A 21840-nucleotide genomic window follows, 5' to 3' on the forward strand; every position below is an offset into this window, starting at 1 on the left:
ATCGACGCGTCGAGCTGAGTCACGCTACGCCGAGGGTCCGCCCGGTACGGCCCAGCGTGGCGTCCAACGTTGCCTGGTCGACGTCGACGGGCTGCTCGAGTCCGGGCATCAGACGCTTCAGTATCGGATGCCAGCTTTCGGCACGGTCTGGGAAGCAGGTGTTCAGGAGATCGACCATTGCGGCGGGTGCCACCGACGCTCCGGGCGAAGCGCCGAGCAGGCCTGCTATGGAGCCGTCTTCTCCGGCCACTACTTCGGTGCCGAAGGTCAGTACCCCAACCTTGCGCGGGTGCGGCTTGATCAGTTGAGCCCGTTGCCCGGCATCGATCCAGGACCAGTCATCGACACGGGCCGTAGGGTGGAATCGCCTAAGCTGCTGGAGCGTTCGGCTTGGTGTGGCCACGAGCTGACCGATGAGGTAGCGCACCAGTCCGAAATTCTGAATGCAGACAGCAATCATCGGCGCAAGGTTGCGAAGCCGGATCGTAGTCAACAGGTCGGTGAGACGACCGTGTTTGAGTAGCCGGGTGCTGAAGGTCGCGTAGGGACCGAACATCAACGATGCGCGCCCGCCGATCACCCGCTTGTCGAGGTGCGGCACCGACATCGGCGGGGCACCGACGTCGGCTTGGCTGTACACCTTTGCCTCGTGACGAGAAACAAGCTCGGGGTTGTCAGTACGCAGGAACCGTGCGCCGATGGGGAACACCGCGTACCCGTTGACCTCGGGGATGCGGGCCTTCTGCAGCAATTTGAGTGCGTAGCCGCCCGCACCGACGAACACGAACCGCGATCTGACCGAGAATCGACTTCCGTCGGCACGCCCGGAGATGGTCCACCAACCTCCCGAATCGCGGCGTAGCCGAGTGACTTCGTGCCCTGTCAGCACTACCGCACCACGCGTATCCATGTCTCGAATCAACTCGCGTGTCAGCGTGCCGAAATCGACATCGATACCGGCGGCGTACCGGGTCGCGGCGATCGGTCCGGAATCGGTACGACCGTCCATCACCAGCGGTGCCCACCGGCCGATGACCTCGGGGTCCTCGCTGTACTCCATAGCCGCGAACAGTGGCGATCTTTGCAGTGTCTCGTACCGCTGCCGCAAGTACGCCACATCACGGTCGCCGAAAACCACATTCAGATGCGGCGTCGGATTCGCAAACGAAGGGGTCAGGTCTCCAGCTTCGACAAGGGAAGCCCAGAACTGCCGCGAAAGTTGGAAGTGTCGGCCGATCTCTTCGGCCCTGGACGAGTCACAGGGGTCAGGCATGTAATTGAGTTCGCAAAGTCCCGCGTGGCCGGTACCGGCGTTGTTCCACGGTGCGCTGCTCTCCGCAGCGATGTCCTCGAGGCGTTCGAGAACGAGCACCGACCAGTCGGGCTCGAGTCGCGCGAGCAACGCACCCAACGTAGCCGACATGATGCCCGCGCCAACCAGGACGACATCGTATTCGGAGCCGATATCCTTTGTGCCGCCGATGGATCGGGGTTCACGCACCATAGTGCACCTACCTTCGGATCGCTGGTTCTTCCAGAGTGCAAGACACAAGCCGATCCGTCCAATGAACATACAGCGGCATTATGATCCGGATATGGATTGGTTCTTGTCCGACGAGGCCGCAGCGATCGTGCCCCTACTTGCGGCATTCGATACTTCTGCACGCGAGGGACACGTCACGCGCGCGGCCGACCAGCTGGGTATGCCGCAGTCGTCGGTCAGTCGGCGCATCAAAGCACTGGAGCAACTGATCGGCGTACCGCTGTTCCAGCAAGTCGGTCGCGGAGTCTCACTGACCACGGCGGGGCGCGAGCTGCATGAGCACACTCGTGATCTCATTCGTGAACTCGATTACGCGATCACCACCGTGCGAAGCCACGCCGACCCCGACAGCGGCCTCGTGCGTTTCGGGTTTCCACTGACACTGGGACCGCAAAGCGTTCCTTCTCTTCTCGCCGACTTCCACCGCACCGCGCCGCGTGTACGGCTACATCTCGTCCAGGCACATGGGGAAGCACTCGCAGAGATGGTGCGAGACGGGCGACTGGACCTCGCGGTCATGATCCCGCCACCCGACGACCTACCCGTCACAGTTCTGGGACACCAACGTCTGTTGCTGCATGTCGCGATCACCCATCGGCTCGCGGGCCGTGACGAAATCCGCCTCAGCGAACTGGCCGATGAACACTTCGTCGCCAGTCCTCCGCCCTACCACGTGCGAAAGCAACTCGAAAGCTACTGCAAGGAAGCAGGATTCGATCCATATATTGCTTTCGAGATCAGCGAGTTCGATACGATACGGGCGTTCGTCGCCTACGATCTCGGAATCGCGCTCTTGCCGCCAGCCGAAGCTGTAGTCCCCGGAGTTGTGTCGATTCCTGTCACCGGCACCAGTGAGCGATCCATCGGGCTGGTGGTCGGTACGCGACAGCCGTCCCCCGCGGTTCAACGACTACGGGATCACATCGTCAAGCATGCGGACAGATTGTTGATGACCACAGACTCTCCACCGAACTGTTGATCACCCGCCGCGAACCCGCGCTGCAACACGCTTCGGGACAGCCTCCCTCATAGTTGAGGGCCCCTTCACGCGGCATCAGCGCGTGAAGGGGCCCTCCAACTCATTTCCCCCGGGGCAGGTCTACAACCAGGTGTCCTCGGTGACCGTTGTGAGGAACGCCTCGAGGTCGTCCCGCCACTTCGCCGGCACCGTCTTGTCCGGTTCGATCGCGGTGTACTGCCCCCGGTAGAACAACAACGGCCGCTCGGTCCTGACCTCACTCATCGAGTGGACCCGACCGAACACCACGAAGTGGTCGCCACCGTCGTGGACCGTCTCCACCGTGCAGTCGATGTGAGCGAGTGAGCCCGTCAAGATCGGAGATCCCAACGGGGAGGGCGTCCAGTCGATTCCGGCGAACTTGTCCGGCTCGCGAGAACCGAACCGGGCGCACGTCGCCTGCTGCTCCTCGGCGAGGACGTTGACGCAGAACCGGCCCGACCGCTCGATCGCCGCCCAGGACCGCGACGCCTTGGTCGGGCAGAACAGCACGAGCGGCGGCTCGAGCGACAACGCTGCGAACGACTGACACGCGAACCCGACCGGGGCACCGTCGTCGACCGTCGTGATAATCGTGACGCCGGTGCAGAACTGACCGAGGACGTTTCGGAACTGGCGTGGATCGATCTCGGCCCCGGTCGCGGTCGCCCCGTCCTTGTCGGGCGAGGAGACCGCGTCGGGCGATGTCACGGCTTCATTCCCACCGTGAAGTCGTGGCCCCACAAGCTCACGGCCGTGCTCTCCCGCGCGATCCAGTTGTCGTCCTCGACCTCGAGTCCTTCACAACCGAACTCGACGTCGAAGCCGCCCGGGGTCTTCATGTAGAAGGACAGCATCAGATCGTTCACGTGGCGACCGAGGGTCGCGGACATCTTCACGTTCTTGCGCAACGCGCGGTCGAGGCACAACCCGACGTCGTCGGAGTTCTCGACTTCCACCATCAGGTGCACAATTCCCGTCGGGTTCGGCAGCGGCAGGAATGCGAGGCTGTGGTGACGCGGGTTGCAGCCGAGGAAGCGCAGCCACGCCGGCTCGCCGTCTTCCGCCCGACCGACGAGTTGCGGCGGCAGCCGCATCGAGTCGCGTAGCTTGAAGCCGAGCACGTCGCGGTAGAACCGCAGCGACGCCTCGTCGTCATTGGTGGTGAGCACGACGTGGCCCAGACCCTGCTCACCGGTGACGAACTTGTGTCCGTACGGGCTCACCACACGGCGGTGCTCGAGCGCTGCGCCGTGGAACACCTCGAGGGTGTTGCCCGACGTGTCCTCGAACGTGATCATCTCGACGACGCGACGGTCGGCGAGCTGATCGGCGGTACCCTCCTTGAACGGCACTCCCGCGGCACGCAGGTTGTCCCGCACCTCCTGCAGCTCAGCCTGATTCGCGGTCTCCCAGCCGGAAACCTGCAGGCGGTCGCGTTCGCCCGGCACGATTACCAACCGGGCAGGGAAGTCGTCCATCCTCAGGTACAGGGCGTCCGGGTTGGTGCCCTTGCCCTCGACCATGCCGAGGACCTTGAGACCGTACTCGCGCCACGCGGCCATGTCCGTAGCCTCGATGCGCATGTAGGCGAGTGAACGAATACCCATTACTTGCTCCCGTCCAGAAGGAAGTCGCTCGCGAGCCGGTTGAATTCGTCGAACTTCTCGAGCTGCGCCCAGTGCCCACAGCCGCCGAACACGTGCAGCTGCACTCGCGGAATCATCTTGAGTGCCACCAGCGCACCATCGATCGGGTTGACGCGGTCCTCACGGCCCCAGATGAGGAGCACCCGCTGACGCAGCTTGTAGGCGTCACGCCACAACATGCCGAGCTCGAACTCCGAGCTCGAGAACGACTTCCCCATCGCCTTGGCCGCCGCGAGCGACTCCGGCGTGCTCGCCGAGGCGAAGCGCTCGTCGATCAGTTCGTCCGTGATCAGATTCTGGTCGAACACCATGATGCGCAGGAACGCCTCGAGATTCTCCCGCGTCGGCTGGTACGCGAACTTGCCGAGGTTCTTGACGCCCTCGGTGGGGTCCGGAGCGAAGAGGTTGACACTCAGGCCGCCGGGGCCCATGAGCACGAGCCGGCCCGCGCGATCCGGGTAGTCGAGCGCGAACCGCACCGCGGCACCGCCTCCGAGCGAATTACCCAGCAGATGAACGCGCTCGGTGATCCCGATCGTGTCGAGCAGATCCCTGAGCGCCGACGCACTGTGCCGGAAGTACTGCGGGTGATCGGTCGGCTTGTCGGACTGGCCGTAGCCGGGCTGATCGACAGCGATCACGTGGAATCGCTGGGCCAGAACCGGGATGTTCTTGGCGAAGTTCGACCAAGAAGACGCACCCGGGCCACCACCGTGCAGCAGCACGATCGTCGGGCCTTTACCCACACCCGCCTCGTGGTAGTGCAGCCTCAGATCTGGCCGAGCCTGCGCGAAGCGCGAGGTCGACTCGTACGTGAGTTCTTCAGTTGCAGTCACGTTTCGCCCCTAGACCATCGTGTCCGTGAGCGGCAGACCGAACTCCGCGCCGCCGAACATCACGTAGGCGCGCTCGGCATCGTTGGCGGCGTGGACCCGGCCGGCGTGCGCATCGCGCCAGAAGCGCTGGATCGGGGTGCCGTTGGCCAGCGCGGTGGCGCCCGAGTTCTCGAACAGCAGGTCGATCGACGCGATGGCACGGCCGGTGGCGCGGACCTGGTCACGGCGGGCGCGCAGACGCAGCTCGATCGGAACCTCCTCGCCGGCAATCAGATGCGCGTACTCGTCGGCGACGTTGCCCGACAGCTGTCGCCATGCAGCGTCGATGTCGCTGGACGCCTCGGCGATACGGACCTTCGAGAACGGGTCGTCCTTGGCCTTCTCACCCGCGTAGGCTGCGCGCACGCGCTTGCCCTGGTGCTCGACGTGCGCGTCGTATGCACCGTAGGCCATGCCGACGATCGGGGTCGAGATCGTCGTGGGATGAATAGTGCCCCAAGGCATCTTGTAGACGGAAGCGGAGTTCTGCTGCAGGCCCGGAGAGGCGAGGTCGTTCATCGCCTTGAAGCTGAGGAAGCGGTGACGCGGTACGAACACGTCCTTCACGACGATGGTGTTGCTGCCCGTACCGCGCAGGCCGACGACGTTCCACACGTCGTCGATCTCGTAGTCCTCGCGGGGGATCAGGAAGCTGCCGAAGTCGACGGGGCGGCCGTCCTTGATGACCGGTCCACCGACGACGACCCACGTCGCGTGGTCACAGCCCGAGGACCATGCCCACGCACCGTTGACCTTGTAGCCGCCCTCGACGACCTCACCGGCACCCATCGGCGCGTACGACGACGAAATGCGAACGTCGGTGTCCTCGCCCCAGACGTCTTCCTGCGCCTGCTGATCGAACAACGCGAGATGCCAGTTGTGGACGCCGAGAATTCCGGCGACCCAACCAGTGGAACCACAAGCACTAGCGATGTTGCGCACCGCGGTGAAGAAGGTGACGGGATCGGCCTCGTAGCCGCCCCACTGCTTGGGCTGCAGCAGGCGGAAGAAGCCACTCTCCTGCAGGGCCTTGATGGACTCGTCGGGGATGCGGCGCAGATCTTCGGTCTCCTGCGCGCGTTCACGCAGCACCGGCAGTAGCGCGTCGATCCGACCCATCACCTCGCGGCTGTCATGGTCACCCACTGGACGCTCCCGTCTTTGAATCGATGTTCACTGCCCTGAGACTAGAACACGTTCTCTTCCATGTCGAGAGAAACCAAACGCTGCCGGTAACCAGTAGTCGTCGGCGATGCAAAGCCCCCGGAATCTAGCGGAATCGGCCGAAGTTCTATAACGTGTTCTAGCAAATGCCAGGAAGGATGTGAGGTACTGATGGCGCAGATTCGTGAGATCGATGTGGGAGCCTCGCCGACGCGTTTCGCGCGCGGTTGGCACTGCCTCGGTCTGGAGAGCGAGTTTCTCGACGGCAAGCCGCACGCGGTGGAGGCATTCGGCACCAAGCTGGTGATCTTCGCCGACAGTCAGAACAAGCTCCACGTACTCGACGCTTACTGCCGGCACATGGGTGGAGACCTGAGCCAGGGCGAGATCAAGGGTGACTCGGTCGCGTGCCCGTTCCACGACTGGCGCTGGGGTGGCAACGGCAAGTGTACCGACATCCCATACGCCCGCCGCGTGCCGCCGATCGCTCGCACGCGCTCGTGGATCACACTCCAGGAGAACAAGCAGCTGTTCGTCTGGAACGACCCGGAGGGCAATCCTCCGCCGGACGATGTCGTGATCCCGCACATTCCGCAGGTCTTCACCGACGAGTGGACCGACTGGAAGTGGAATCGGATCCTCGTCGAGGGCTCGAACTGCCGTGAGATCGTCGACAACGTCGTGGACATGGCGCACTTCTTCTACGTCCACTTCGGTTTCCCGAAGTACTTCAAGAATGTCTTCGAGGGTCATATCGCATCGCAGTACCTGCAGAACCACGGCCGCCCTGACGTACAGAACATGGGCACCCAGTACGGCGAGTCGGTGCTCGACTCGGAGGCGTCGTACTTCGGCCCGTCGTACATGATCAACTGGCTGCACAACGACTACAGCGGCTACAAGGCCGAGAGCATCCTGATCAACTGCCACTACCCGGTCACGCAGGACTCGTTCGTGCTCATGTACGGCGTGAGCGTGGAGAAGCCCAAGGGCCTCGACGATGCCACCACCGAGAAGATCGCCGGCAAGTTCACCGAGGGCGTCACGATGGGCTTCGAGCAGGACGTCGAGATCTGGAAGAACAAGACCAAGATCGACAACCCGCTGCTGTGCGAGGAGGACGGCCCGGTCTACCAGCTGCGCCGCTGGTACCAGCAGTTCTACGTCGACGTCGCCGACGTCGACGAGAAGATGACGCAGCGCTTCGAGTTCGAGATCGACACCACCAAGGCCGTCGAAGCCTGGCAGCGTGAGGTCGACGAGAACCTGGCCCGTCAGGCCCGGGAAAAGGCCGCGAAGGCCGACACGGACAGCGCCGACAGCGCCGAGCACAAGACGGGAGTGTGACTATGACCTCGACCTGGGCCAAGGCCCCCAGCTACGCGGACAGCCCGGACCGGGTCGAGGCCGTCCGTGCGCAGACCGTCGCCGACCAGCACAACTATCTCGACGCTGGTCTACAGGAGGTGCAGTGCCGGTCGTGCGGCACGTGCGTGCTCGTGCGCAAGAACAGCTACAGACACACCAGCATCCAGTGGCAGGCCAACCCGGAAGACGTGTGCCCCGAGTTCGCCGGTTCGGGCGGACGAACCGGGTCGCGTCAGACCTGCCCGCGGCTGCTGGACAGCATCGAACACGCGGTGCTGGAAGGCATCATCGAGGTACGTGACACGGAGTCCTAGCGAGCTGTCGAAACGAACCTGATGTTTGTGATGAGAAGGGGCGTGCATCCCACGGGATGCACGCCCCTTTTTGCAGTTTTCCGATTCTGCAGTGTCCGATTCTGCAGTGTCCGATTCTGCAGTGTCCGATACGGACCTACCGCGCCGCGCCCTCGCGCTGCAATTCGAGCGCGATGTCGATCAACTGATCCTCCTGACCACCGACCAGCTTTCGCTTGCCGGCCCGCACGAGCATCTCCGCCGCTGACACTCCGTAGCGCTCGGCCTGCAGCTCGGCGTGCTTGAGGAAGCTCGAGTAGACACCGGCATACCCCATCATCAGGGCCTGCCGGTCAAGCAGACACTCGGCCGGCATCACGGGGCGCACGACGTTCTCCGCGGCGTCGGCGACAGAGAAGAAGTCGATGCCGGTCTTCACACCGATCTTGTCGCACACGCCGACGAAGGCCTCGACCGGAGTGTTGCCGGCGCCCGCGCCGAAACGCCGGGTGCTGCCGTCGATCTGCTTGGCCCCGGCCCGAACCGCCGCGACGGAGTTCGCGACGCCGAGCCCCAGGTTCTCGTGGCCGTGGAAGCCGACCTGGGCGTCATTGCCGAGTTCCTGAGCGAGCGCCTCGACGCGTTCGGTCACCTGTTCCAGGACGAGTGCACCGGCGGAGTCGACGACGTACACGCACTGGCAGCCGGCGTCGGCCATGATGCGGGCCTGCTCGGCGAGCTTCTCGGGTGTGACGGTGTGCGCCATCATCAGGAAGCCGACCGTCTCGAGACCACGGTCTCGGGCGAGCCCGAAGTGCTGGATGGAGACGTCGGCCTCGGTGCAGTGCGTCGCGATACGGCAGATCGACGCGCCGTTGTCCTGCGCCTCGATGATGTCCTCCTTGACGCCGACACCGGGCAGCATGAGGAACGCGATCTTCGCCCGCTTAGCGGTTTCGACCGCGATCTTGATCAGTCGTTGCTCAGGGGTTCTCGAGAATCCGTAGTTGAACGAGGACCCACCGAGCCCGTCACCGTGAGTGACCTCGATGACCGGCACACCGGAGCCGTCGAGGGCCGCGACGATGTCGCGTACCTCGGCGCCCGTGAACTGGTGCCGTTTGTGGTGAGATCCGTCGCGCAGCGAGGTATCCGTCACGCGGATGTCCCACGTGCTGTCGAAGTGAACCCCGTCGGTGTGAACCCCGTCGGTGTGAACCCCGTCGGCATGAACACTGCCGGTCCGGCCGATCTTGTCGCTGTTGCCCATGTCGCTCACGCCTTCACACTCAGAAGCTCTCGGGCGATCTCCTCGCCCACCTTGGTTGCCGCGGCGGTCATGATGTCGAGGTTGCCCGCGTACGGCGGGAGGAAGTCGCCGGCACCCTCGACCTCGACGAACGTCGTGACGGTGGCGTGCCCGCCCGAGACGACGGTCGGGCCGCTGAACTGGGGCTCGTTGAGCAGTCGGTATCCGGGTACGTACTGCTGGACGTCCGCGACGACGCGGTGGATCGATTCGGTGATCGCATCGCGGTCGGCATCCTCGCTGATGGCACAGAAGATGGTGTCGCGCATGATCATCGGCGGCTCGGCGGGGTTCAGGATGATGATGGCCTTTCCCGCGCGGGCACCGCCGATCACCTCGACACCGCGGCTGGTGGTCTTGGTGAACTCATCGATGTTCGCGCGCGTTCCCGGCCCGGCTGACACCGACGCGACCGACGCGACGATTTCCGCGTACGGCACGTCCACGACGCGGGAGACCGCGTAGACGATCGGGATGGTCGCCTGACCACCACAAGTGATCATGTTGATGTTCGGGGCGTCCAGATGTGCACGCAAATTCGCCGGCGGCACCACGGCCGGGCCGACCGCGGCCGGGGTCAGGTCGATTGCGCGGATTCCGTGCTCGGCGTACCGCGGCGCGGCATCGCGGTGCACGCGCGCGGAGGTCGCCTCGAAGATCAGGTCGGGCTTCTCGGCCTGGTCGAGCAACCAGTCGACGCCCTCCGCGGACGTCTCGAGCCCCATCTTCCGGGCGCGCGCGAGGCCTTCGCTCGCGGAATCGATGCCGATCATCCAGCGCGGCTCGATCCAGCGGGAACGCTGCAACTTGTAGAGCAGGTCCGTGCTGATGTTGCCGGAACCCACTATTGCGACACTTGCCTTCGTCATGTGAACTCCTACTCGAACCGCAGGAATGCCGCGACGAACGCAGACACCACGAAGAGGGCTGTAACGCGTGTTCGTTTGCCATCGTCACGGTCGGGCGCTCCCGGACATACTTACTGGCAGAAAGCATGGACTGGCAGCCACCCCATTCTATAACGTGTTCTACATGAGCAAGCAGGAATACGACATTGTCGTCGTCGGCAGCGGTGCTGCCGGTATGACCGCCGCCCTGACCGCCGCACATCAGGGCCTGAGCGTGGTCGTCGTGGAGAAGGCCGCCCACTACGGCGGCTCGTCCGCACGGTCGGGCGGAGGTGTCTGGATCCCGAACAACGAGGTGCTCGAACGTGACGGCGTCACCGACACCACCGACGCGGCCCGCACCTACCTCCACAACATCATCGGCGACGTCGTTCCGCCGGAGAAGATCGACACCTACATCGATCGCGGCCCCGAGATGCTCTCGTTCGTGCTGAAGAACAGCGCCCTGGAGCTGCAGTGGGTGCCGAACTACTCGGACTACTACCCAGAAGCGCCCGGCGGCCGGCTCGGCGGACGCTCCGTCGAGCCGGCTCCGTTCGACGGCAACCGTCTCGGCGACGACCGCAAGAACCTCGAGCCGGACTACGTGACGGCCCCCAAGAACTTCGTCATGACCCAGGCCGACTTCCGCTGGCTCAACCTGTTCATGCGCAACCGTCGCGGTCTCACGCGCGCGATGAAGGTCGGCATGCGTTTCCTGGGCGCCCAGATTCGAGGCAAGGACCTTCTGGTGCGCGGCCAGGCCCTCATGGCCGGGCTGCGGATCGGCCTGCGCGACGCGGGGGTCCCGATCCTGCTGAACACCCCGCTCACCGATCTCCATACCGAAGATGACGCCGTGCGCGGCGTGAAGGTACTGATCGACGGTGAGGAACAGGTCATCCACGCCCGCTACGGCGTCGTACTCGGCTCCGGCGGATTCGAGCACAACGACGAGATGCGCAAGAAGTATCAGCGTGCCCCGATCGGCACGGAGTGGACCGTCGGCGCCAAGGCGAATACCGGTGACGGCATCGCTGCCGGCCAGAAGCTCGGTGCCGCTGTCGATTTCATGGACGACGCGTGGTGGGGCCCCTCGATCCCGCTCACCGGCGGACCGTGGTTCGCGCTGTCGGAGCGCACCCTGCCGGGCTCCATCATGGTAAATACGAGCGGAAAGCGCTTCGGCAACGAGGCCGCGCCCTACGTCGAGGCCGTCCACACGATGTACGGCGGCGAGTACGGCCAGGGCGAGGGACCCGGTGAGAACATCCCCACCTGGATGATCCTCGACCAGCGCTACCGCAACCGGTACACGTTCGCAGCCATCACTCCCCGCTCGCCGTTCCCCGGCCGATGGCTCAAGGCAGGAATCGTGGTCAAGGCCAACACGATTGCAGAACTTGCAGAGAAGACCGGCATGCCCGTCGATGCCCTCACCGAGACGGTCGATCGCTTCAACGGCTTCGCGCGCGACGGCAAGGATGAGGACTTCGGACGCGGCGACAGCGGATACGACCACTACTACGGCGATCCCCGCCTGAAGAACCCCAGCCTCGCAGAGATCAGCAAAGCGCCGTTCTACGCGATCAAGATGGTCCCCGGTGATCTCGGCACCAAGGGCGGCATCGTCACCGACGTCGACGGTCGGGCGCTCCGCGAGGACGGCTCGGTCATCGAGGGCCTCTACGCCGCCGGCAACTGCAGCTCGCCGGTCATGGGGCACACCTACGCCGGCCCCGGCGCGACCATCGGACCCGCCATGACGTTCGCATACCTGGCCGCACTCGATGTCGCCACCCGGGCCCGCGCCGCTGCGGAATCCGTGAAGAACTGACAGGAGAGACCAGTGCCCATCGATCCGTCAATTGCGATCGGAGCCGAGCTGCCCGGCCAGGAGTTCTCCTGGACGCCCTCGGACGTGCAGCTCTACCACCTCGGGATCGGCGCGGGTGGCCGCCCGCTCGACCCGCAGGAGCTGCGGTACCTCGACGACGCCAAGCCGCAGGTCCTGCCGACCTTCGCGACCGTCGTCGCCAACATCCACGCCACCGAGGCGCCGCGCGTGTCGTTCCCCGGGGTCGAGATCGACCTGGCCAAGGTCGTCCACGGCAGCCAGGAAGTGACTGTGCACCAGCCCATTCCCGCCAGCGGATCGGCTCGGACGACCACCCGGATCGCCGAGGTGTGGGACAAGGGCAAGGCCGCGGTGATCGTGCAGGAATCATCGACCGTGACACTGGACGGATCGCCCCTCTGGACGGCGCGTTCGTCGATCTTCGCGCGCGGAGAAGGCGGTTTCGGAGGCGAAAGAGGTCCCTCTCAGTCCGTCGAGCTACCCGATCGTGCACCCGATGCAGAAGTGATCTCGCAGGTCCTGCCGCAGCAAGCGCTCCTCTACCGGATGTGCGGAGATCGCAATCCGCTCCACTCGGATCCCGACTTCGCGTCGGCAGCAGGCTTCCCCGCACCGATCCTGCACGGACTGTGCACGTACGGCATCGTCTGCAAGGCAGCGACCGACACCGTCCTCGACGGTGATGCTAATCGCGTCAAGGGATTCCGGGCGCGATTCGCCGGAGTGGTCTTTCCGGGCGAGACGCTCCGGACGCGAATCTGGCGGGAGGGCAGCGAACTGCTGCTCTCCGCAACCGTTCCCGAACGTGACGAGTCGCCGGCCCTGGCGGACGTCGTGCTCACCGTCGCGTAGCGACACCCCGCCTGTACCGGTCGGGTCGACACACGTGTCGACCCGACCGGGCAATTTGCACCTCGATTCCCCCTCAACACCCTGGAGTACACCAAATGACGTCATTCGACGAGCAGCCGCGACTGTCGCGGCGAGGCTTCCTGGCTGCGGGCGCCGGCGCTGTCGCGGCAGGCGCCTTCGCGGGGGCCTGGACCCCGGCCTTCGCCGTTCCCGCAGGTTCCTTGGGATCGCTCGGTTCCCTCGGCTCGGGATCTACGGCACCGCTTCCCACCCCGCCCGACTTCCCCGAGGGAATCGAGCTCTTCCAGCAGGCGTACGAGAACTGGTCCAAGGAGATCGTGCTCGACGCTACCTGGGTCTGCTCACCGAAGACTCCTGACGACGTCGTCCGTCTTGCCAATTGGGCACACGAGAACGGCTACAAGGTCCGTCCCCGCGGCGCGATGCACGGCTGGACCCCACTGACGGTCGTGCACGACTCGAACGTGGAGAAGGTGATCCTGGCCGACACCATGTCGCACCTGGACTCGGTGGAGGTGAACCCGTCCGGGTCCCCCGCGACCGTCACAGCCGGTGCGGGCGCAAGCCTCCAGTCGATCTGCACCGAACTGGAGGAGCACAATCTCGGCTGGGCCAACCTGCCCGCTCCCGGTGAGCTGTCGATCGCCGGCGCGCTCGCCGTCGACGCCCACGGTGCAGCCTTGCCGGCCGACGGTGAAGCACCGGTGCCGGGCCACACCTTCGGGTCCCTGAGCAACCTCATCACCGAACTCACCGCCGTGGTCTGGGACGGCGAGAAGTACGCGCTCAGGACCTACCTGCGCGACGATCCCGCGATCACCCCGATGCTCACCAATCTCGGTCGTTGTTTCCTGACCTCGGTGACCATGCAGGCCGGTCCCAACGTGCGTCAGCGGTGCCAGAGCTACACCGACATCCCGTGGGAGGAACTGTTCGCACCGAAGGGTACCGATGGACGGACCTTCGAGAAGTTCGTAGCCGAAAGTGGAGGCGCCGAGGCGATCTGGTACCCCTTCACCGAAAAGCCGTGGATGAAGGTCTGGTCGGTCGCGCCGACCAAGCCGCCTCAGTCAAAGGAGGTGAAGAAGCCCTACAACTACACCTTCTCCGACAACCTGCCCGAGTTCATCACCGACATGCTCGGAGCGATCACCTCCGGAAACCCCTCGATCGCACCGGCGTTCGGTAGGGGGATGTACGCCGCCACCTCCGACGGCCTGACCTTGACCAACACGAGGGACATCTGGGGCTGGTCGAAGGACGTCCAGTTCTACATCAAGGCGACGACGATGCGTCTGACGGAGGGCGGCGGCGCCGTCATCACGAGTCGTGCCAACATCGCCACGGTGATCTACGACTTCACGCAATGGTTCAACGAGCGCGTGGAGTTCTACCGCTCCCAGGGCAAGTACCCGCTGAACGGCCCGGTCGAGATCCGTTGCTGCGGACTCGACCAGCCTGCCGATGTGCAAGTGCCCTCGGCAGGTCCGCCGACCATCTCGGCGGTTCGTCCGCGTCCCGATCGTCCCGACTGGGACGTCGCCATCTGGCTGAACGTTCTCGGCGTTCCGGGCACCCCCGGCATGTTCGAGTTCTACCAGGAGATGGAGCAGTGGATGCGGCAGCACTACAACGACGACAACGCCACGTTCCGTCCGGAGTGGTCGAAGGGGTGGGCGTTCGGTCCCGATCCCTACACCGACCCTGACATCATCGCGAACAAGATGCCCGCCACCTACCGCGAGGGCGTCCCGGGGTCCGAGAACTGGGACACTGCACTGGCTCGCTTCAACGAGATCGATCCGCACCGCATCTTCTCGAACGACTTCATGGATCAGCTGCTCCCCTAGCCGGTCCTGATACCGAATCGACGCCGGTGGCACCTCGCGAATTCGCAGGTGTCACCGGCGTCGTTTCAGGCCCGCTCGTTCTCGCCGTCGGTGTAACGTCGAGGGTGACTAATTGCAGATGCGAATGAGGTGATGCTGTCATGACCTCGATAAATCCGGAGCCTGCACCTCCTCCGCCCCCTTCCGGTCCCGCGGAATCCAGACAACCGCCAGCCCCTCCGCCGACCAACGCCGGCTGGGCCGTGGCCACACTGGTCGCCTTCTGGCCTCTCGCATTCTCCGCATTCAGCAATGCGTTCGAGGTCTATCCACGGTGGGCGCGCGGCGACTACGCAGGCGCCCGGTCCGCCTCCAATCGGGTCCGCAGGCTCGGGCAGCTGTCGTTGTGGCTACTCGGCGGCATCTTGGTGCTCGTCGTGATTGCCTATGTCGTGTTGACTGCGGCGTGGATCTCCCGCGAAGGCTCTTGGTATGACAACGGACTGATGCACTGGTAGTCCTCGGCACACGATTGCCCTTCCCGTCGTAGGCGATGCGATCGTCACCACCCGACGACGAGGATGACGGCCGCTGAGACGCCTGCAAGTCCCGCAACGGTGACGGTCAAGCCAAGGACGTGAAGAAACGGATATACCGTGCGACCTGCCTCGAGACGCTCAACGGCTCGTTCGTTTCGACTGCGCGCGGTCACCATCACCGCAGACGCCGCCACGACTGCCCAAGTCCCGAACACTTGTACCATCACCGACGACCCTGGTACGTACCGCAGACAGAGGAAGGCGACGGCCACTAGACCCATGGCGGTGCGCACCCAGGCGAGTGTTGTCCGCTCGGGTTGCAACCCGGGGTCTCGGTGCCCCGTGCCCGCCCCGTTCAACGCACTGCCAAAACGAGCAATGTGATGCCCGCAGCGGCGATGATGCACGCGACCAGTGCCGCGATCGCCGGCACCGGCAAACTGCGACCCTCCCGCATCGCCGCCTCCACACCCATCCAGCGCAGGAACGCGAAGACGACCAACAGGACCGCACCGACGAGCAGACTCACCACGAGGGTGGTTTGGATCCCCGGTGACGCCACCTCCGCCCCGAACGCCTCCAGACCGACCGCGCCGGCGATCAGCCCGAGGCCGGTTCGAATCCAGGCGAGGAAGGTCCGCTCGTTCGCAAGGCTGAAGCGCGGGTCCGGATCCTCCCCGACACGGAACGCTTTCGGTCGCCACCCGCGCAGTGCCACCGTGACGTCCCTCCTCGCTCGAGGACCAGCTCACCGGATGCCGCGGCATATGCCGCGACCCGTCAGCGAAACACCTTACGCAGGCCGAGGGGCCTCGGCGGGCGCTTCGGAAGCCCGACGCTGCACTTCCTCGAGTCAGTCCAGTTCGGTGCAACTTCAGCGGTCGTCGACGAAGGGAATTAATCGACATGTCCACCTGGCTCATCACCGGCTGCTCGAGCGGCCTAGGTCGCGCGCTCGCCCGCGAGGTGCTTGCCCGCGGCCACAACGCGGTCGTCACTGCCCGCGACACCGCCGCCTTGCAAGAGTTCATCGACGGGTACCCGAGCACCGCGCTGGTGGTCGGTCTGGACGTAACGAAACCCGCGCAGGTGACAGCGGCGACGGAGCGGGCCCAGGCCCGGTTCGGCAGTGTCGACGTGCTCGTGAACAACGCGGGGCACGGCTACCGCGCTGCGGTCGAAGAGGGCAATGCGGACGACGTCGACCGGTTGTTCGCCACCAACTTCTTCGGTGCGGTCTCGATGATCAAGGCCGTGCTGCCGGGCATGCGGGCACGGGGTGCCGGCGCGATCGTGAACATCTCCTCGATCGGGGCGAGGAGCACAGCAGTCGGATCCGGCTACTACGCGGCGACCAAGGCAGCGCTCGAGGGACTATCCGGATCGCTCCAGAAGGAAGTCCGACCGCTCGGCATCAGCGTGACGATCGTCGAACCCGGTGGGTTCCGCACCGACTTCGCGGGCCCCAAGCTGGCCCAGTCCGCCGAGCCGATCGCGGACTACGCCGAGACGGCAGGAAAGCGACGCAAGGAAAACGCCACCGTGTACGGCAGGGAGCCGGGCGACCCAGCGAAGGCCGCGCGGGCGATCGTCACAGCCGTCGACGCTCCGGATGCACCGTTCCTGCTTCTGCTCGGCGAGGACGCCTACGACAGATTTCAGAGCGTCTACAAGGCCCGCCGCTCGGATGTGGAGCAGTGGCGGGAACTCACGCTGGGCACGAGCTACGCCGAGTGACCGAAACAGCTACGCGGACAACACGAGTCCCGAGGTGGGCACGCCGGTGCCGGCGGTCACGAGGACGTTCTCGACGTCGGGCACCTGGTTGACCGACGTGCCCCGGATCTGCCGCACCCCCTCGGCGACGCCGTTCATGCCGTGAATGTACGCCTCACCGAGTTGACCGCCGTGCGTATTGATCGGCAACCGCCCGCCCAACTCGATCGCGCCGTCAGCGATGAAATCGCGTGCCTCGCCGCGACTGCAGAAGCCGAGCTCCTCGAGCTGCATCAGTACGTACGGGGTGAAGTGGTCGTAGAGCACCGCCATCTGCATGTCCGATGGCCGCAGCCCCGACTGCTCCCACAACTGGTCCCCGACCAGCTCCATCTCGGGCAGTCCCGTCAGGCCGTCGCGGTAGTAGCTGGTCATGATGTACTGGTCGGCTCCGCTGCCCTGCGCTGCCGCTGCGACGATCGCCGGCTTGTTCGGCAGATCGCGGGCCCGCTCCGGCGAGGTGACGACGATCGCGATGCCACCGTCGGATTCCTGGCAGCAGTCCAGCAGGTGTAGCGGTTCGGCGATGAACCGTGAGTTCTGATGGTCCTCGAGCGTGATCGGCTTGCCGTAGAAGAACGCCTTGGGGTTGGTGGCGGCATGCTTGCGGTCCGCGACCGCGACACGGCCGAAATCTTCACTCGTAGCGCCATACACATGCATGTACCGCTGCGCAACCATCGCGACGAACGACGCGGGGGTTCCCAGCCCGTGGGGGTACGAGAACGCATTGTCCGTACCCGAGGAGTTGACCTGCTGCACCAGCCCGGCGTTGACCTGACCGAAGCGGGCACCCGACCGCTCGTTGAACGCTCGGTACGCCACCACGACGTCCGCTACACCGGTTGCGACCGCCATCGCTGCCTGCTGGATGGTGGCGCACGCCGCGCCGCCACCGTAGTGGATCCGGCTGAAAAACTTCAGACTCGGAATCCCGACCGAACGAGCAACGGCCGCTTCGGTGTTGGTGTCCATCGTGAACGACGTCAGGCCGTCGACGTCCGACGGTTTCAGTCCCGCGTCGTCGAGTGCCGCCTTGACTGCCTCGGCTGCCAGGCGGAGTTCGCTACGTCCTGAGTCCTTCGAGAAGTCGGTGGCTCCGATGCCGACGATCGCGGCCTTCCCGGACAGCCCGCTCACGCTCGTCCTCCATCCGAGTCGTCGTTCATCACCAACGTCGCCGTGGACGTGATGTGGTCCCCGAGGCTGTCCTTGCCGACGACCTTGACCGTCACGACCCCGTCCTCCATCGCCACGACCTCACCGGACAGGTGCAGCGTGTCGTATGCGTACCACGGCACACCGAGGCGCAGCTTGATCGACGTGATCCGCGCTCGCGGACCGGCCCAGTCCGTGATGAATCGCTGCACCAACCCGGTGTCGGTGAGGATGTTGACGAAGATGTCCTTGGACCCTCGCTGCTGTGCCTTGTCCCGGTCGTGGTGCACGTCCTGGAAGTCTCTGGTGGCCAACGCCGTCGAGACAATGAACGTGGGATCCCCGTGGATGGACAGGCCCGGGAGCTTGTCGCCGACGGAGATCTCGAGTGCGCTGGTCATCTACGACTCCTTCACCGGACGCCACGCGTACAGCGTCCAGGGCTCGTTCCCGGTTTCGTCATCGCCCGGGAAGTCCAGGTAGCAGGCCTCCACCGGCATGCCGACCGCGACCTCGGACGGGTCGACGTCGCGGAGCTCGCCGAGCATGCGCACGCCCTCCTCGAGCTCGACGAGCGCCACCACGAACGGCAGCGAGCGGCCCGGAACCTTGGGGGCGTGATGGACGACGAAGCTGAAGACGGTGCCGCGACCCGAGGCGACGACGAAGTCGGTGGTCTCGGTCTTGTCCTTCCACAGCGCCGGTACCGGGGGGTGTTGCAGCGATCCGTCCGGCCGTTGCTGGATCCGCAACTCGTGCGCGGCAACGCCGTCCCAGAAGAACTGGGTATCACGCGACGGCATCGGCCGGAGCATCCGCGACGGATCGAGATCATCGGGGACCGAACCGGATTCGGTCTCGACGTGCTGCGTCTTTGCCGGCGGAGCGAATTTGAGGATACGGAACAGCATCTCGGCGACGACCTCGTCGCCGACCTTCCAGAAGTTGCGTGTGGTGAAGAACCAGCCCTCACCGAGCCCGGTCTTCTTCGGGCCGACCACGTCCTCGAGGGTCGACTCGATGGTCACCTCCTCGCCTGGACGGAGGTAGCGATGGTAGGTCTGGTCACAGTTGGTCGCGACCACCGACGTATACCCGGCATCGTCGAGGATCTGTGTCATCCGGCCCAGCGGATCGTCCTCCTCGCGAACGGCTCCGAGGCCGCGCATGGTCCACACCTGCGCCATCGCGGGCGGTGCCACGAGACCGCCGTGGCCCGCCGCGATCGCCGCGTCCTCGTCCACGTAGATCGGGTTCTCGTCGCCGATCGCCTCGAGCCAGTTGCGGATCATCGGCATGTTGATCGGGTCGCGGCCCGCGCGCGGCTTGCTCGGCCCACCCGCCCTGACCTGCTCGGCGCCGGCGAGGATCTGTGCTGTCGTGTCGTTGTCTGTCATCGCGGCACCTTCGGCAGTCCGAGTCCGGCCATGGCGATGAGCTCACGCATGACCTCGTTGACGCCACCACCGAAGGTGATGACCACGTTTCGCTTCACCTGGACGTCGAGCCAGCGCATGAGTGCTGCAGTCTCGGGATCACCCGGGTCGCCGTGAGCGCCGATGATCTCGTCCGCGATCCGCCCCACGCGCTGAATACGTTCGGTCGCAAAGACCTTGGTGGCCGACGCGTCCGCGACGTCGACGTCGCCGGTGGCCGCTGCGACCTGCCAGTTCAGCAGTTCGTTGAGACGGTAGGTCGCGTGGATCTCGCCCAGTCCACGGCGGACATCGGGCAGGTCCAACAGGTTCCGCTTGGCCGCCCAGTTGTGCACCTTCTCGTACAGGCCAGCCACCCGACCGGCGGGTCCGAGCATGACCCGTTCATGATTGAGCTGCGTCGTGATGAGCTTCCAGCCCCTGTTCTCCTCGCCGACGAGCATGCTCGCCGGAACACGGACGTCGGAGTAGTAGGTGGCGTTGACGTGATGTGCGCCGTCGGAGGTAATGATCGGCGTCCATGAGAAACCGGGATCTTTGGTGTCGACGATCAGGATCGAGATGCCGCGGTGCCGCGACTCGGCGTCGCCGGTGCGGACCGCGAGCCAGATGTAGTCGGCGTCGTGACCACCGGTCGTGAAGATCTTCTGACCATTGATGACGTACTCGTCGCCGTCTCGCACCGCCGTGGTGCGTAGCGCGGCGAGGTCGGTACCCGCATCGGGCTCGGAGTAGCCGATCGCGAAGTGCACCTCGCCGGCGAGGATGGCGGGCAGGAACTTGCGCTTCTGTTCCTCCGTCCCGTACACCTGCAGCGTCGGCCCGACGGTCTGCAGTGTGACGGACGGCAGCGGAACGTCCGCTCGCACGGCCTCGTTGACGAATATCTGTTGCTCGATCTCGCCGAAGCCTCGGCCACCGAACTCGACGGGCCAGCCGACACCGAGCCAGCCGTCCTTGCCCATCCGGCGAATGACCTCGCGGTAGGTGGGGCCGTGCCGTTCGGTCATCATGATCTCGGCTTCGGCCGGAGAGATCAGTTCGGAGAAGTAGCGGCGCAGTTCCGCCTGCAGCTCACGCTGCTCGGGTGTCAGATCGATGAACACCGGGCCCCCACGAGGTCGAGTCGGTACGAGGCGCCGCCGACGAGGCGCGCCAGGTCTTTGGCGATGGAGAAGTAGCGATGCATCGGGTACGTGACGTCGACGCCGATACCGCCGTGCAGATGGTGCAGCGTTCGCATCGCGGCCGGGACCTCGGTCGCGATCCAGTACGCCATCACATCGAGATCGTCTGCGGCATTGAGCTCTTCGGCCACCCGCCACGCTGAAGCGAGCGCGGACACGTGCAGCGTCCGGGACGTGACGTAGACGTCCGCAATCTGCTGGGCGACGGCCTGGAAGGTCGCGAGCGGCTTGCCGAACTGCTCCCGGGTGGACAGGTGCTCGGCCGCCAGTGCGGTCGCACCGGCGAGCAGTCCGTCTGCGTAGGCGCCGATGCTCGCGAGCGCGATCCGGTACAGGGTCGCAACGCCGTCGGGTCCCCCGCCGAGGACCTCCGCTGAAGGAACCCGGACCGCGTCCAGCCGGACCGAGAACTCCGGACCACCGCTCGAACTCGGGCTCTTGGTGAGCGTGACCCCCGGCGCGTCCGGGGCCACCGGCACCACGCCGGCGTCGGTCGGCACCAGGATGCGGTGAGCGATGTCCGCGAAAGGCACCGCGATCTTGTGTCCGGTCACGACGACGTCGTCTCCGTCCGCGACGGCGGTCGTCGACGGCGTCGCGGGGAACGCGGCGCCCTGCTCGGCCAGTGCCGCGGTGAGCACCCGTCCGGTCGAGACGCCGTCGAGCAGCGCGTCCTGCTGCTCGGCAGTGCCGAGCGCGAGCACCGGGAGCACACCGAAGCCGAGCGTCGCGAGCGCCGGGACGGGCGCGGCGCCACGGCCGATCTCGGTGAGCATCGTCGCGATCTCCAGCACACCCAACCCGTCGCCGCCGAGCCGCTCCGGCACGGCAAGCGAGAGCAGGTCCGCTTTTGCGAGCGCCTGCCACAACTCGTCGCTGAAGCCACTTGTGTCGGCCGGATCGGTGTGCTCGCGAGCCAGCAGACCCACGACGATCTCCGCCACCGTTTCTTGTGTCTGATCCAGAGAGAAATCCACGCTGCCAATCCCGCCTACGATTTAGAACGTGTTCCTGTTGTATCACTCGCAGGATAGCGATGAAAGTCCCACAAGATCGAGAACATGTTCACCTGGCCATACGATTCGGGTTCGACGACGCC

General features: G+C 65.2%; 22 protein-coding genes. 8 read left to right on the top strand and 14 right to left on the bottom strand.

The annotated features are described in order from the left end of the window. Positions 1–19: 19 nt before the first annotated feature. Complete coding sequence (gene mqo / locus EF834_RS04120; protein ID WP_127945912.1) at positions 20–1504, bottom strand: malate dehydrogenase (quinone); 1485 nt, start codon at positions 1502–1504, stop codon at positions 20–22. On the opposite strand from mqo, the gene EF834_RS04125 reads away from it, so the two are divergent. Then, on the top strand, positions 1422–2522 hold the full coding sequence (locus EF834_RS04125; RefSeq protein ID WP_235870979.1) for a LysR substrate-binding domain-containing protein: 1101 nt from the start codon (positions 1422–1424) through the stop codon (positions 2520–2522). The genes mqo and EF834_RS04125 overlap by 83 nt on opposite strands. A gap of 120 nt (positions 2523–2642) precedes the next feature. On the opposite strand, the gene hsaB is transcribed toward EF834_RS04125, so the two are convergent. The 4 genes from hsaB to hsaA are packed head-to-tail and all read right to left on the bottom strand — an operon-like array spanning position 2643 to position 6183. Continuing rightward, positions 2643–3188 (bottom strand): 3-hydroxy-9,10-secoandrosta-1,3,5(10)-triene-9,17-dione monooxygenase reductase subunit, encoded by a 546-nt coding sequence (gene hsaB / locus EF834_RS04130; protein ID WP_127946070.1) that lies wholly within the window; start codon positions 3186–3188, stop codon positions 2643–2645. A gap of 59 nt (positions 3189–3247) precedes the next feature. Further along, positions 3248–4150: an iron-dependent extradiol dioxygenase HsaC gene (gene hsaC, locus EF834_RS04135; protein ID WP_127945913.1), complete on the bottom strand. Its 903-nt coding sequence runs from the start codon at positions 4148–4150 to the stop codon at positions 3248–3250. Then, on the bottom strand, positions 4150–5025 hold the full coding sequence (gene hsaD, locus EF834_RS04140) for a 4,5:9,10-diseco-3-hydroxy-5,9,17-trioxoandrosta-1(10),2-diene-4-oate hydrolase (protein ID WP_127945914.1): 876 nt from the start codon (positions 5023–5025) through the stop codon (positions 4150–4152). The genes hsaC and hsaD overlap by 1 nt, the downstream gene beginning before the upstream one ends. A gap of 9 nt (positions 5026–5034) precedes the next feature. Continuing rightward, positions 5035–6183, bottom strand: coding sequence for a 3-hydroxy-9,10-secoandrosta-1,3,5(10)-triene-9,17-dione monooxygenase oxygenase subunit (gene hsaA / locus EF834_RS04145; RefSeq protein WP_206615180.1), 1149 nt, complete (start codon positions 6181–6183; stop codon positions 5035–5037). 216 nt (positions 6184–6399) lie between these two features. Between hsaA and EF834_RS04150 the strand changes: the two genes are divergently transcribed. Beyond that, positions 6400–7575 carry a Rieske 2Fe-2S domain-containing protein gene (locus EF834_RS04150; RefSeq protein ID WP_127945916.1) on the top strand — a complete coding sequence of 392 codons (1176 nt, stop codon included), beginning with the start codon at positions 6400–6402 and terminating at the stop codon, positions 7573–7575. Next, positions 7572–7910, top strand: a complete 339-nt coding sequence (locus EF834_RS04155) for a hypothetical protein (RefSeq protein WP_127945917.1) — start codon at positions 7572–7574, stop codon at positions 7908–7910. The genes EF834_RS04150 and EF834_RS04155 overlap by 4 nt, the downstream gene beginning before the upstream one ends. Before the next feature lie 136 nt (positions 7911–8046). Here EF834_RS04155 and dmpG read toward each other — a convergent pair whose 3' ends face one another. Then, complete coding sequence (dmpG, locus tag EF834_RS04160; protein WP_408014459.1) at positions 8047–9168, bottom strand: 4-hydroxy-2-oxovalerate aldolase; 1122 nt, start codon at positions 9166–9168, stop codon at positions 8047–8049. Further along, positions 9165–10067: an acetaldehyde dehydrogenase (acetylating) gene (locus EF834_RS04165; RefSeq protein ID WP_127945918.1), complete on the bottom strand. Its 903-nt coding sequence runs from the start codon at positions 10065–10067 to the stop codon at positions 9165–9167. Before EF834_RS04165 ends, dmpG begins: the two co-directional genes overlap by 4 nt. 154 nt (positions 10068–10221) lie before the next feature. Between EF834_RS04165 and kstD the strand changes: the two genes are divergently transcribed. From kstD to EF834_RS04185, 4 genes are all read left to right on the top strand, one after another. Next, positions 10222–11922, top strand: a complete 1701-nt coding sequence (gene kstD, locus EF834_RS04170; RefSeq protein ID WP_127945919.1) for a 3-oxosteroid 1-dehydrogenase — start codon at positions 10222–10224, stop codon at positions 11920–11922. 12 nt (positions 11923–11934) lie between these two features. Next, entirely contained in the window at positions 11935–12795 is an 861-nt protein-coding gene (locus EF834_RS04175) for a MaoC/PaaZ C-terminal domain-containing protein (protein ID WP_127945920.1), read from the top strand. A 95-nt stretch (positions 12796–12890) separates the two neighbouring features. Further along, on the top strand, positions 12891–14666 hold the full coding sequence (locus tag EF834_RS04180; protein ID WP_127945921.1) for a cholesterol oxidase substrate-binding domain-containing protein: 1776 nt from the start codon (positions 12891–12893) through the stop codon (positions 14664–14666). Positions 14667–14806: 140 nt separating this feature from the next. After that, positions 14807–15163, top strand: coding sequence for a CD225/dispanin family protein (locus EF834_RS04185; protein ID WP_127945922.1), 357 nt, complete (start codon positions 14807–14809; stop codon positions 15161–15163). Between the two features lie 44 nt (positions 15164–15207). Here EF834_RS04185 and EF834_RS04190 read toward each other — a convergent pair whose 3' ends face one another. Further along, positions 15208–15591: a DUF202 domain-containing protein gene (locus EF834_RS04190; protein ID WP_268960911.1), complete on the bottom strand. Its 384-nt coding sequence runs from the start codon at positions 15589–15591 to the stop codon at positions 15208–15210. Further along, positions 15540–15902 (bottom strand): YidH family protein, encoded by a 363-nt coding sequence (locus EF834_RS04195; protein WP_127945924.1) that lies wholly within the window; start codon positions 15900–15902, stop codon positions 15540–15542. Before EF834_RS04195 ends, EF834_RS04190 begins: the two co-directional genes overlap by 52 nt. Before the next feature lie 188 nt (positions 15903–16090). Between EF834_RS04195 and EF834_RS04200 the strand changes: the two genes are divergently transcribed. Next, positions 16091–16921, top strand: coding sequence for an oxidoreductase (locus EF834_RS04200; RefSeq protein WP_127945925.1), 831 nt, complete (start codon positions 16091–16093; stop codon positions 16919–16921). Between the two features lie 9 nt (positions 16922–16930). On the opposite strand, the gene EF834_RS04205 is transcribed toward EF834_RS04200, so the two are convergent. The 5 genes from EF834_RS04205 to EF834_RS04225 are packed head-to-tail and all read right to left on the bottom strand — an operon-like array spanning position 16931 to position 21718. After that, positions 16931–18100: a lipid-transfer protein gene (locus EF834_RS04205; RefSeq protein WP_127945926.1), complete on the bottom strand. Its 1170-nt coding sequence runs from the start codon at positions 18098–18100 to the stop codon at positions 16931–16933. Then, a complete protein-coding gene (locus EF834_RS04210; RefSeq protein ID WP_127945927.1) occupies positions 18097–18519 on the bottom strand; it encodes a MaoC family dehydratase in 423 nt (140 codons plus the stop codon). Before EF834_RS04210 ends, EF834_RS04205 begins: the two co-directional genes overlap by 4 nt. Beyond that, positions 18520–19515 (bottom strand): bifunctional MaoC family dehydratase N-terminal/OB-fold nucleic acid binding domain-containing protein, encoded by a 996-nt coding sequence (locus tag EF834_RS04215; RefSeq protein WP_127945928.1) that lies wholly within the window; start codon positions 19513–19515, stop codon positions 18520–18522. Next, positions 19512–20660, bottom strand: coding sequence for an acyl-CoA dehydrogenase family protein (locus EF834_RS04220; protein ID WP_127945929.1), 1149 nt, complete (start codon positions 20658–20660; stop codon positions 19512–19514). The genes EF834_RS04215 and EF834_RS04220 overlap by 4 nt, the downstream gene beginning before the upstream one ends. Beyond that, the gene (locus EF834_RS04225) at positions 20645–21718 is read right to left on the bottom strand and encodes an acyl-CoA dehydrogenase family protein (protein ID WP_127945930.1); all 1074 of its coding nucleotides are present in this window, start codon (positions 21716–21718) and stop codon (positions 20645–20647) included. The genes EF834_RS04220 and EF834_RS04225 overlap by 16 nt, the downstream gene beginning before the upstream one ends. Between the last annotated feature and the right edge of the window lie 122 nt (positions 21719–21840).

This window comes from Rhodococcus spongiicola, from assembly GCF_004011835.1.
Lineage (GTDB): Bacteria > Actinomycetota > Actinomycetes > Mycobacteriales > Mycobacteriaceae > Prescottella > Prescottella spongiicola.

Coding starts and splice junctions, on each gene's coding strand:
- EF834_RS04125 (WP_235870979.1), top strand. CDS start 1,422: ATGATGCCCGCGCCAACCAGGACGACATCGTATTCGGAGCCGATATCC.
- mqo (WP_127945912.1), bottom strand. CDS start 1,504: ATGGTGCGTGAACCCCGATCCATCGGCGGCACAAAGGATATCGGCTCC.
- hsaC (WP_127945913.1), bottom strand. CDS start 4,150: ATGGGTATTCGTTCACTCGCCTACATGCGCATCGAGGCTACGGACATG.
- hsaA (WP_206615180.1), bottom strand. CDS start 6,183: ATGGGTCGGATCGACGCGCTACTGCCGGTGCTGCGTGAACGCGCGCAG.
- EF834_RS04150 (WP_127945916.1), top strand. CDS start 6,400: ATGGCGCAGATTCGTGAGATCGATGTGGGAGCCTCGCCGACGCGTTTC.
- EF834_RS04165 (WP_127945918.1), bottom strand. CDS start 10,067: ATGACGAAGGCAAGTGTCGCAATAGTGGGTTCCGGCAACATCAGCACG.
- EF834_RS04180 (WP_127945921.1), top strand. CDS start 12,891: ATGACGTCATTCGACGAGCAGCCGCGACTGTCGCGGCGAGGCTTCCTG.
- EF834_RS04185 (WP_127945922.1), top strand. CDS start 14,807: ATGACCTCGATAAATCCGGAGCCTGCACCTCCTCCGCCCCCTTCCGGT.
- EF834_RS04200 (WP_127945925.1), top strand. CDS start 16,091: ATGTCCACCTGGCTCATCACCGGCTGCTCGAGCGGCCTAGGTCGCGCG.
- EF834_RS04210 (WP_127945927.1), bottom strand. CDS start 18,519: ATGACCAGCGCACTCGAGATCTCCGTCGGCGACAAGCTCCCGGGCCTG.
- EF834_RS04215 (WP_127945928.1), bottom strand. CDS start 19,515: ATGACAGACAACGACACGACAGCACAGATCCTCGCCGGCGCCGAGCAG.